Source organism: Nostoc sp., from assembly GCF_036919815.1.
Taxonomy (GTDB): Bacteria; Cyanobacteriota; Cyanobacteriia; order Cyanobacteriales; family Nostocaceae; genus Nostoc.
In genome coordinates this window covers 94,689-106,043 of record NZ_JBALCE010000073.1, presented here as the reverse complement: position 1 = coordinate 106,043, position 11,355 = coordinate 94,689, and the positions used below count along the sequence as shown (strand labels likewise).

Sequence of the window (11,355 nt, the reverse complement as noted above, 5' to 3'; positions counted from 1 at the left end):
ACCTTCTATACCAAAAACATTTTGCTGAATGAGGGTATCCGCGCTTGGATGGCTCCTCAAGATCAACCCCACGAACAATTTGTATTCCCTGAGGAGGTATTACCACGTGGTAACGCTCTCTAATAGACCAAATATTTTAGGCGGTACTGGACGCGACCAAGAATCCACTGGATTTGCTTGGTGGTCTGGTAACGCACGCTTAATCAACCTATCTGGCAAACTACTGGGTGCCCACGTTGCCCACGCTGGTTTGATTGTATTCTGGGCTGGAGCGATGACTTTATTTGAAGTCGCTCACTTCATTCCTGAAAAGCCCATGTACGAGCAGGGCTTGATTTTGTTACCTCACCTCGCCACTCAGGGTTGGGGTGTTGGTGCTGGTGGTGAAGTCATCGACACCTTCCCCTACTTTGTTGTCGGTGTACTCCACCTAATTTCCTCAGCCGTCCTTGGCTTTGGCGGTATCTATCATGCAGTCCGTGGTCCAGAAACCTTAGAAGAATACTCTTCTTTCTTTGGTTACGACTGGAAAGATAAGAACAAGATGACCAATATCATCGGGTTCCACCTGATTATTTTGGGATGCGGTGCGCTGCTGTTAGTGCTAAAGGCAATGTTCTTTGGTGGTTTGTATGACACCTGGGCACCAGGCGGTGGTGATGTTCGGATTATTACCAATCCGACATTAAACCCTGCGGTTATCTTCGGTTATGTAATCAAGTCTCCCTTCGGTGGCGAAGGCTGGATTGTCAGCGTCAATAACTTAGAAGATGTGGTCGGTGGTCACATCTGGATTGCCTTTATCTGTATTGCTGGCGGTATTTTCCACATTCTCACCAAGCCATTTGCTTGGTCCCGTCGTGCATCCATCTGGTCTGGTGAGGCTTACCTCTCCTACAGCTTGGGCGCTCTCTCCCTGATGGGCTTCATTGCCTCGCTCTTTGTTTGGTTTAACAACACCGTTTATCCCAGCGAATTTTACGGTCCTACGGGTCCGGAAGCTTCTCAAGCTCAGGCTTTGACCTTCTTGATTCGTGACCAACGCTTGGGTGCTAACGTCGGTTCTGCCCAAGGTCCCACAGGATTGGGTAAATACCTGATGCGCTCTCCCACTGGTGAAATCATTTTCGGTGGTGAAACCATGCGCTTCTGGGATTTCCGCGGCCCTTGGTTGGAGCCTCTACGTGGTCCTAATGGTCTTGACCTGGAAAAAATCAAGAATGATATTCAGCCTTGGCAAGCTCGTCGCGCTGCTGAATACATGACCCACGCTCCTCTGGGTTCTTTGAACTCCGTGGGTGGTGTGGCTACCGAGATTAACTCCTTCAACTACGTATCTCCTCGCGCTTGGTTGGCGACTTCTCACTTCGTACTAGGGTTCTTCTTCCTAGTTGGTCACTTGTGGCACGCTGGTCGCGCACGGGCAGCTGCTGGTGGTTTTGAGAAAGGGATTAACCGTGATACTGAGCCAGTGATGTTTATGGACAACCTCGACTAGGTTGTAAAGTTTATCTCATCACTGACAACTAAATAATTTAGAGGCTCTTGCATAAAAGCAAGGGCTTTTTTTATAGGAAAATTAGTAATCTACTGAGCGACTTACCAAGGTAATTAATACTATGAGCGATTCCAATTTTATTGATGCTTTGCAATGGACATCTGAAGCTAAGGAGAAGTTACAAAATATTCCCTTTTTTGTCCGCAGTCAAGCTAAAGCCCGAATTGAACAGCTGGCTCGTGAAGCAGAGCAAGAGGTTGTGACAGCTGATTTGGTAGAACAGGCTAGGCTTGAGTTTGGACAATAAAAAGGAGTCAGAATACAGAATTCAGAATACTCTACCTATAAAAGATAGAGTTTTAATAACGAACAATGTTTAAACTTTATTTCGCTCATAAGGTTTTAGGTTTTAAGCCAGTATTCCATACAGAATTCTGACTCCTGAGTTCTTCTTTTTTATAAAACATTCTGGAGGTCGTAACAATGACAATCGTCAAGAATCGAGCAGACCGAGTAATTCTGCATGACATCAGCTGGCAACAGTTTGAAAATCTTCTAAAAGACTTAGGACATGGGGCAGCAATGTTAGCTTACAATCGCACGCACTATTTTGGAAAGTATCACACCTTTACCTGAATACGAATATTACCATTTCAAAGATGTAGTATATTAATAGGTTAGTTGAAGAAAAGTAAGTAGTCGCGCTGTCAAAAGGCAAAGCCAAGCAACAATCCAAATGAGCGAACTGACCATACTCATCTAAATTTAGGGAATTTTAATTATGCCTAAATTGACTGTTCCACCCAATTTCACAGGCACTGCTGGTGACGACACTTTAGTTGGGGAAGATTTAAATAAATTTCCAGCAATTGGGATTGATATTTTAACTGGAGGTTTCATTGATACAGGCTTAGGAAAGGACACCATTAAAGGCAACGGCACTGGCGGTAAAGGGGCTGATGGTGCTATCGGTAAGAACGTCAATGGCAGCGAAGGCGGTGCTGGAATCGGCATCAGCAATAATGGCAATCTGAATACTGGGTCGGGCAACGACGCTATCATCGGTAAGGGCATTGGGGGTCGTGGAGGCAACGGTGCAGATGATTTTGCTGCTGGCGGCTCTGGCACTTTTGGCAACAATGGCGGTTCAGGGACAGGCATCAGTAACATTGGCATCCTTAATACTGGGTTGGGCAATGACACTATCATCGGCAATGGCACTAGCGGCAACGGCGGAAGCGGCAACGGTCAATTCTCCGGTGGCGGCAAAGGTGGATATGGGACTGGCATCAGCAACAGTGGCAAACTGAATACTGGGTTGGGCAATGATATTATCACTGGCACTGGTCAGGGCGGCACTGGTGCTTACGGCCGCTATAGCGGCGGCGGTGGATATGGGACTGGCATCAGCAACACTGGGCAACTGGATACCGGAGACGGAAATGACGCGATCGCTGGCATCGGTATGGGCGGCATTGCCGACACTAGAGGGCTTGCATCCGGCGATGGCGGTGTAGGGACTGGCATCAGGAATAATGGCAGTCTCAATACAGGCTCAGGAAATGACACTATAACTGGCACTGGTCAGGGCGGCGGTGGCGGTGGATTTGGGACTGGCATCAGCAACAGTGGGCAACTGGATACCGGAGATGGAAAAGACACGATCACAGGCATCGGTATGGGCGGCAAGGGCGCTAACGGATATTCGTCCGGCGAAGCTGGTGTAGGGACTGGCATCAGCAATAATGGTAGTCTCAAAACTGGGGATGGAAATGACACAATCACAGGCATCGGTATTGGCGCTATTGGCGGCATTGGGGTCTTTGGCGGTACTGCCTATGGCATCTTCAACGACGGAGTAATTGATACTGGGAATGGTTGTGACATTCTTACCGGACAGGCTACAGCAACAATTGGTGGTACTGCCTATGGCATTTATGGAAAAGGAACTATCAAGACTGGCAATGGCAATGACAAAATTACAGCCACTAGTACCATCAATGAAGTTAAACAAAAAGTTACTATTGGTGGTGGTATCAACATTGATCTAGATGCAGGAAATGACTACTTCAAAGGGTTTGGTACTGGGACTGTGGATGGTGGAAAAGGTTTTGATACCTTAGACCTCAGTGCTTTCAATCGCTCTGAACTCACTTTTTCTGGTGTAATTTCAGGTAATGCCCTAAACCCAGCTAACATCAGTTTCAATAACAATAAAAATGTTATTACACTGTCCACAACAGGCTTTGAGAATTTTATCTTTGCAGATGGCTCTTTGTACTACAGCACTTTGGTCTGAAACTAAAATTACAACAATCTCACGAAGAATAATTACGAATTCCGAATTAATATCAACTTCTTCCCACATTCATTGCTGCTAAAAAAGCCTTCTGGCTCACATCTCTGTAAACCGTATTCAAATACTTCATTACCACATCACTCGAAGTTGAATTTACTGCATTTTCCTCTTCCTTTGCTAGGGGGATTGCTCCTAATACATCTAATACCATCTCGCTAGTGGACGGTGCAATCACTACCAAGGATGACTCTAGTGGCTCATTGTATTGCCAGAAAGAGTCAATTTTTACAGAGTATTTGTTATTAGGAATTGACTGTTGAACATCAAGCGTTTCTGGCGTATTGGGTTCAATCTTGGCACTACGTAATTGACGTAAATCGCTGATAATTTGCTCTTTGGTACGTCCGCGCAATTGAAATAGTATAAAAGGGTCTTCACTGAAGCGATCGCCTAACTGATAGTATACCGCACCAACGTGTTTGCAGGGATTTACTTTATCAGGGCAAGAGCATTTACTCTGGATATCAGCAAGGGTAAATGGAAATATGGAAAGACCATTAGCTGTGAACACTTGTTCTATATTTTGTGGCATTTCTCCTGCCAAAAGTTTCGCGGCAAAAATTGCCCTTTGGGACATGGTTTCAATTACATAACCCCACTGTTCATCACTAAAAGGTTCCAGAGAAAGGGAAACTTTATAAGGTTCGATTTCACTACCTTGCACCCTAGCCAATACTTTTGCACCTTTAAACTCAATGCTCAAAACATTTCCTTGACGAGCATAGTTTCTCGCACGTTCTAAACGCTTTTTAAAGCGATAGGAATCTAGCAAATCTAGCCATTGTTGTGACCACCATTCGCGGCTTGCTTGTAATGTGTAATTAGTCATATCTGCTACAGCAATTTTCAGAGGTTTGTAGTGAGTGATTTATCATTCAATTCAAGGACTAAAGTCCTTACTACGAATTTATTCTGCATCATCGTCAATTACTGCACTCCGGTCAAGTATTAGTAAGTTGCGAAGTTGGTCTGTATCCATTTCAGTTAACCACTCTTCACCAGCACCCACAACTTGTTCAGCCAATTGTTTCTTACTTTCAATCATGTCATGAATTTTTTCTTCTAATGTACCAGTGCAAACAAATTTATGTACTTGCACATTCCGGGTTTGACCAATCCGAAATACTCTATCTGTGGCTTGATTTTCCACGGCAGGATTCCACCATCTGTCAAAATGGAATACATGATTTGCTCGTGTTAAATTCAGTCCTACTCCGCCTGCTTTCAGAGAAAGAATCATAATCGGGGGACCTTGGGGATCGTGTTGGAAACGGTCGATCATTTCCTCTCGTTGTTTTTTACTGGTGCTACCATATAAAAAGAATATTTCTCGCCCTAGCTGTTTTTCTAAATAGGGTTTAAGTAACTTACCCCACTCAGCAAATTGTGTAAAGATTAAAGCTCTATCACTTTCTGCTAAAACTTCTTCTAACATTTCTTCTAAGCGCAGAAGTTTGGCTGAGTTATGTTGCTCTAATGTCGCCTGTTTCAAGTATTGGGCTGGGTGATTGCAGATTTGTTTGAGTTTGATTAGTAAAGCCAAAATCATCCCCCGCCGTTGTAATCCTTCAGCAGATTCAATCTCTGCTAAAGATGCTTCTACAACTTGTTGATAAAGTGCAGCTTGTTCGCCAGTTAAACCGCAAAATACGGTCATTTCTTGCTTATCTGGCAAGTCTTGAATGATCTCGCGATCGCTTTTCAATCGCCGCAGTATAAATGGTTGAACTAATGAACGTAACTGAACCAAAGAAGCTGTATCCCCATACTTTTCAATTGGCATCGCAAACCGACGTTGGAAAAATTGCTTATTGCCTAAATATCCTGGATTCAGAAAATCTAAAATAGACCATAATTCTTGCAGTCTATTTTCTACTGGTGTCCCCGTCAATGCAATGCGAAAGGTAGCTGATAATTGCCGCACTGCTTTTGATTGCTTCGCCTCTGGATTTTTCACATTTTGCGCTTCATCTAAAACTATTATCTGCCAAGAGACGCTTTGCAATGACTTGATATCTCGATGCAAAAGTGAGTAGCTAGTAACGATTAAATCATGATTTTTAACCGCTTCTAAAAACGCTTTGCCTTTTGGACGTTTGTCACCGTGATATTGCAAAATTTTCAGGCTTGGTGCAAATTTATTAACTTCCCTTTCCCAGTTACCTAAAACAGAAGTTGGACAAACCAGTAAAGTGGGATTTTCGAGTGCATCTTGTTCTTTCAAGTGCAGCAGAAAAGCGATGAACTGGATAGTGTTATGACAAATAATATTGTTAGCAACGAAATTGTGATGTTTGCTAACTTCAAAGTCGTAAACCCACCCTTCATACTCCACATCTTCAATACCCTCAATCCGGCAATAAAAGACCTCTTGATCGAGAAGACATTGCAAAGACTCTCTCGTTAAGCTCAACTGTTCTACATCTAGGTTGCCATAGGCTGACAAAGTTTGAGTTGTCCACTTGGAAGGTTTTAGTAGCTGATACTGCTCTTGGGCTTCTCCACTAATCATGCGGCTCATCCCAACTATTACTCGCTGTAAACTATCTTTAGAAAATTGCTGTGAGCCATTAATGTAAACAGTGTTGTGCATTCCAAAATGCCGCAATGGTAGTCCCGTTGCTCTGACTGTTTGGGCAACAATATCAGAAGCCGGAATTCCTTCAATATTTGTGTTGCTAACCAGTTGACAAATTTGCTCTAATTTCTGCTGCTTTTCTGAGTTATTAAAACCAATTTTTTGCCAAAATCTGCGGGCAGAATTTCCTCCAATTACACCGATATAGTAGGTGCGAAAAGTACGAGTTCCATTAGTGGCACACTTCAGTTTGGGCGATATTCGCAACCAAATGCCGAAACGACGTAACAGAGTAGAAAGTTGCTGAATTAGTAAAGCCGAAGCTGTAGAAATCTCGATACTCCCCATACTCAAAACCACAGCAGATTCAGCATCAAAATAGTTTTGTAAAAATATCCGCACACTATTCAAGTCTGCCTGCATGATGAAAGGCGGAATAGATTTTTCTGCCGACAGTTTTCCCGAAACATAACCTTTAGCTTCTAAAAATCGCCGATAGGCTTGGCTGTTAACTCGAAGACAAGGAACTCTATTAGGAGAGGTGCAGATATTAGGGCTGTTAATTTTGAGGTTATAGCGCTTTTGAATGCGTTGGCAAGTCTGGAGTAGATCGTCTAGTACTCTGGTGTCTTTTTGAGATATTGTGACTCTTCCTACATCGGGTAGTTCATGCCCTTCGGCAATCTGCCAAGCGAGAAATTTGACTAAATCAGGATCTTGCGGTTGTCCATTCCAAAGCGTTTTACCTGGTACACAAACGTAATCACCTACCTGTAAGTTATTTGTCCAACCTTTGCTTGTCAGCAGCTTGTGACGACGGGTAATGGTGATACTATTACCGTCTTCTAGCGTGACTTTTCGTAATTTCTCGCGGACTTGCTGCCGATATAACCGTCTGACATTAGCTTGGACGATTTTGCCAGTTTTTTCATCTATGGAATTAACTAATAATTGCTCTGTGGGGTTAGCCCAAAATCCTTCGCCGTCAAACTCTGTTTCTCCAGCGTGAGTTGTCCAGATTGTCTCGGCTGTGTGTAACAGTCCGTTTACATCTAGTAATGTATTATTTGCTACGCATTTACCCAATCCCATATCGTCGGCGAGACACGCACCCAAGCCCCAACGTTCCAAGAATGACAGCCAAGCTGCGCCTCGTTCTTGATAAGGTCGCAACTGTCCTTGAAAACCTGTTGGTGTGGGAAAAGGTGCGATCGCCTGATTATTTGTTAGCGCCCCAATCAACTCTTGCAATGCCCCAGAAGCCTCAAAGCTGACCACTGGTAACTTTTCAATTACCTGGGTATCCCCTGTACTGAAACGCAAGGCATCTTCTAAGGAAAGCGCCATTTGGTCTTTGCGGGTGGTAAAAAAAGTTTGGGCTGTCTTGATATCTTGCGATCGCAATTCTACCCACTCGCCGTTAATTTCTACTAGCGGACTATTTAAAGCCACAAGTTTATCAAACTCAGCTTTGGAAATAGTTTGTCCACCAATTGCCAATTGCCATTGAAAATTTAGTAGACTCTGTAACCCTAAACGTCCCTGCTTTGTCTTTGGGGTTTCGGCAGTAATTTTCAAACCCAAACGGTTCGCCCATCCTTCACGGTTCGCTAAACTGGGAGGCAAAATTACACCTAAACCACTGTCTTCCAACCTCCAAGCTACAGCTTTGATAAACTCATAAGCTTGGATGGGAGTGAGACGGCAAGATTGGGGATATTCGGTTTCTAAACTGGGTGCGTAGGCGCTTTGCGCCTTGTCGCCAGACATCGCTGGGTATAATCGGGAAGCTAGCCCTAAACCTCGCAAAAATGTTTCTTGTGGTTGCTCAATTGTCCGATTTTCATAAATTAATTGTTCAACTGGATGATTCCAAATAGTTGCCGCATCTACCAAAAACTTCGGATCGTCAGCCGCTTGCAGGAAATACGCCAATGTCCAATCTGTTTCGCCAGACTCTGGAGAACGCAGTTGAAAACAGGTACGAAATAGACTTTTAAGAGTTAATTGGTATTGTAGCGGCATAGTCCAAGCCTTCAGTGCCGCTTCCAGTCGTTCCACTTCAATTGCATCTGCATTGACTGTACCAGATGCAGTAGTCAAAGCTTGCAACCACTGTCGTACCGCAACTGATAAAGATGCGTAGGTGCTGCCCGTCGTAGACATTGCTTTAGCTTCCATTGGAGGTTGAGAACCCGCCATTTCTCGCACTTGGGCATCTATCGTACTGTTGAGAAATCCCAAAAGTAATTCTTGAGGTTCGGTTGGAAAGTCTACAGAGATTGGGCATTGGGCATTGGGCATTGGGCATTGGGCATTGATTATTAATTCTTCTCCCCCCACTCCTTCTTGATAAGTACGACAAACCAACGGCATATTCGCAGAAAATTTTTCTAGGCGGGTTCCATCTACAGCACTGTCTAGAAGTACTTGCCATTTAGTGGCAAATGCACCATCTGATTCTCGCTGAATTCTTGGTAAAAACTTACACCGCGAGATTAAATCTAAACTCCACCGGGCAACCTGCGACCAAAAGCGTAAATCTCCTCCCAAAAAGGCATCTTCGCCGTTAGTAGCATTTAGGGGAACAGCCGTGAGAAATTTTACTGCTTCGCTGGGGTTGAAACAAAAACCCTCGACTCGCCACGGTTGCAAATATTGCGGGGCGTCTGTGTCTAACCCTAAGCTGGCAGAATGCACCGGGAAAATCGCTGCTGTTCCTTCGCCACTGCCTTCTGGGATATAAGTTGGTAGGGCAATTATTTGGGAATGCGTTGGCAAACTGATCTCAGTAGCAATGGCGGCTTTGCGCGTTAGCGTAGCTCCTCCTTTGGAGGCTCGCCCAGTAGTAGCCAACGCAACTTGGGGTTGGTGGATGAAGTTGGTAATTGCCATGTTTTGCGAACGCAACCACTCACTCAATTCAACTGATGTCATTGCCAATGGATGTAGTGGTATATCTCCAGATCCACTCGGATCGAAATTTACTCGTGGCGATCGCCAAGTTTCTCCCCAAATAAATAAACAACCATTTTGATTTTTTAGTAACCAATTCCCGTGTAAAATCGCCATTTGCTAACTACTCAGATTTTCCAAAAATTAAATAGACTCATCCGCGAATCATGAAAGCTTACCAGGAGAGAGTTACAAGGATTTGCACGGAATGAGCGATCGCCATCTGGCTGTACGAGGAAATGAGGGTTTGAAGGCATCGAGAGAGAAAAAAATGGAATTAGAGCAGAAACGTAGAATCAGAATAAATGAATTTAAAAATCGCAAATTAAGTACTAAGTGTAACAGAAAATAACCGATTAATTCGTAACCTTACCAGCCCACAAACAGCCAGAATTACCTGATTATATCGATGCCGAGCTAGACGGAATCTATCACTAGCTATCTCGTTTTATTTTGACCCGACATATCATGTGTTCAACAGCGATTCGGCGTGACGAGAGTTCTTTATTCTCTTGTTTTTGTAATTCCGAGATTTCTGTATTTTTTCGTTTCTTATGAGGGGTAGTAATGGCATCATCTCCTATATAGGCTTTATCGCCAAGAAACTGTTGTGTGTCAGTAAATTTATGGCGGGTTTCTCGAAATAAATTAATATCGCTTGTCTTCCCTAACATTCCGACACAGACATCGATAATATCTTCCCCTCCAGGTAGAACAATAAATTGATTTTTCAAAGTGTGCATTTTTTTCTTGCCAGAGTAGTATCGTTTTTGCTCTTGATAGTCTACAGGTCTTGCCGTTGCTTGTTCAGCGCTATCGACAATTAATTCGTATTTAGACAGCATTCGCTGTAATTCTTGATATTTTTGACTATCTGTTGATACTTCTTCTATTTGAGATGCTGGTAAAATATCTCGCAAAATATCTACCCAATAATTGAAGGTATCATTGGCTTTAGTTTTGGAAAAGTCAAACAGCAACCCTAAAATCTCAAAAATTGGTTTTTGTCTCAGGTAAACTAGACATAAGCATATTCCTTCTTTGGCTGACATCTCTGGTTTACGCCCGCCTCCAGGAGCGATAATCCGAATTTTCTTTTTTTCAATTTCTGCCTGTTTTTCTATATGCCTTTGCTCTGCCAAGCCGACCAATGCTAAAAACTGGTCATAACTAATTCCAATTAGGCGTTTAGCTTCATGAGGATACGATTCAATTCTTTCTAAAGGACTTGTCATATTCTTTCCACATAATTTTTACTCCAGCTTTTTATTATCTCATGCTATTTATATTAAGGATAAGTCTAATAATTCAAATTGCCAATATTCTACTTTTTACATTTTTTCCGAATATCTTTCCGGCAAATGCATATAATAAGTATTTCCGCAATCAATCCGCATAAAGATTATTAATTAATGGATTTTCCCCTTGTTCAAGTTTTAAAAAGCGGGATACTAGTTGAACTAGATTATATACATCCTCAAGAACAGGAGGTTGTAAGAGCATTACTTAATGTTGTAATTGTTGAAGGTAAAACTTATCCCCAAAAGCAACCTCTATCTCCGGCAGAATTTTCAGCTTACTGGTTGAGTAAGGATGCCTTTGTTATCAGGACATCGGTTGGAGATGCTACACACAAGCCAAAAGAAATATTAGGGGCGTTTTACTTAAAACCAAACTTTCCCGGTCGGTGTAGTCATATTTGCAACGCTGGTTTTATTGTACAACCTGAGTTACGCGGTCAGGGGATAGGGCGATTCATGGGAGAAGCGATGCTTTTGATAGCAGCTAACCTTGGTTATGAGGCAGTAATGTTTAATTTGGTCTTTGAAACTAATATACCTTCAATTACACTTTGGCAGTCGTTAGGATTTGAGATCATTGGGCGGATTGGGCGTGCAGCCAAGCTAGGAGATCAACAAGTGGTAGACGCGCTGATCATGTATCGTGCTTTGGGTTGAACGACTT

The 11,355-nt window shown here is 43.2% G+C and carries 8 protein-coding genes and 1 pseudogene; 6 read left to right on the top strand and 3 right to left on the bottom strand.

Annotation, left to right across the window (positions count from 1 at the left end; genetic code table 11):
* The 5 genes and pseudogenes from V7K15_RS17480 to V7K15_RS17460 form a co-directional block, all read left to right on the top strand.
* A pseudogene (locus tag V7K15_RS17480) lies at positions 1-123 on the top strand (photosystem II D2 protein (photosystem q(a) protein)); the annotation flags it as partial.
* Positions 107-1,498, top strand: coding sequence for a photosystem II reaction center protein CP43 (gene psbC, locus V7K15_RS17475; RefSeq protein WP_292798601.1), 1,392 nt, complete (start codon positions 107-109; stop codon positions 1,496-1,498). The pseudogene V7K15_RS17480 and the gene psbC, both read left to right, overlap by 17 nt.
* Before the next feature lie 121 nt (positions 1,499-1,619).
* On the top strand, positions 1,620-1,805 hold the full coding sequence (locus tag V7K15_RS17470) for a PCP reductase family protein (RefSeq protein ID WP_334907085.1): 186 nt from the start codon (positions 1,620-1,622) through the stop codon (positions 1,803-1,805).
* Positions 1,806-1,981: 176 nt separating this feature from the next.
* Positions 1,982-2,134, top strand: coding sequence for a hypothetical protein (locus V7K15_RS17465; protein ID WP_334907083.1), 153 nt, complete (start codon positions 1,982-1,984; stop codon positions 2,132-2,134).
* Between the two features lie 145 nt (positions 2,135-2,279).
* Positions 2,280-3,797 (top strand): beta strand repeat-containing protein, encoded by a 1,518-nt coding sequence (locus tag V7K15_RS17460; RefSeq protein ID WP_334907081.1) that lies wholly within the window; start codon positions 2,280-2,282, stop codon positions 3,795-3,797.
* Positions 3,798-3,849: 52 nt separating this feature from the next.
* Here V7K15_RS17460 and V7K15_RS17455 read toward each other — a convergent pair whose 3' ends face one another.
* The 3 genes from V7K15_RS17455 to V7K15_RS17445 all read right to left on the bottom strand — a co-directional run bounded on the left by V7K15_RS17455 (position 3,850) and on the right by V7K15_RS17445 (position 10,625).
* On the bottom strand, positions 3,850-4,686 hold the full coding sequence (locus V7K15_RS17455; protein WP_334907080.1) for an SWIM zinc finger family protein: 837 nt from the start codon (positions 4,684-4,686) through the stop codon (positions 3,850-3,852).
* Positions 4,687-4,764: 78 nt separating this feature from the next.
* Positions 4,765-9,507 (bottom strand): SNF2-related protein, encoded by a 4,743-nt coding sequence (locus V7K15_RS17450; protein ID WP_334907079.1) that lies wholly within the window; start codon positions 9,505-9,507, stop codon positions 4,765-4,767.
* 317 nt (positions 9,508-9,824) lie between these two features.
* Positions 9,825-10,625: a transposase family protein gene (locus V7K15_RS17445; protein WP_334907077.1), complete on the bottom strand. Its 801-nt coding sequence runs from the start codon at positions 10,623-10,625 to the stop codon at positions 9,825-9,827.
* 177 nt (positions 10,626-10,802) lie between these two features.
* On the opposite strand from V7K15_RS17445, the gene V7K15_RS17440 reads away from it, so the two are divergent.
* Complete coding sequence (locus tag V7K15_RS17440; RefSeq protein WP_334907075.1) at positions 10,803-11,348, top strand: GNAT family N-acetyltransferase; 546 nt, start codon at positions 10,803-10,805, stop codon at positions 11,346-11,348.
* Positions 11,349-11,355: the final 7 nt, after the last annotated feature.

Coding starts and splice junctions, on each gene's coding strand:
- V7K15_RS17470 (WP_334907085.1), top strand. CDS start 1,620: ATGAGCGATTCCAATTTTATTGATGCTTTGCAATGGACATCTGAAGCT.
- V7K15_RS17465 (WP_334907083.1), top strand. CDS start 1,982: ATGACAATCGTCAAGAATCGAGCAGACCGAGTAATTCTGCATGACATC.
- V7K15_RS17460 (WP_334907081.1), top strand. CDS start 2,280: ATGCCTAAATTGACTGTTCCACCCAATTTCACAGGCACTGCTGGTGAC.
- V7K15_RS17455 (WP_334907080.1), bottom strand. CDS start 4,686: ATGACTAATTACACATTACAAGCAAGCCGCGAATGGTGGTCACAACAA.
- V7K15_RS17450 (WP_334907079.1), bottom strand. CDS start 9,507: ATGGCGATTTTACACGGGAATTGGTTACTAAAAAATCAAAATGGTTGT.
- V7K15_RS17445 (WP_334907077.1), bottom strand. CDS start 10,625: ATGACAAGTCCTTTAGAAAGAATTGAATCGTATCCTCATGAAGCTAAA.
- V7K15_RS17440 (WP_334907075.1), top strand. CDS start 10,803: ATGGATTTTCCCCTTGTTCAAGTTTTAAAAAGCGGGATACTAGTTGAA.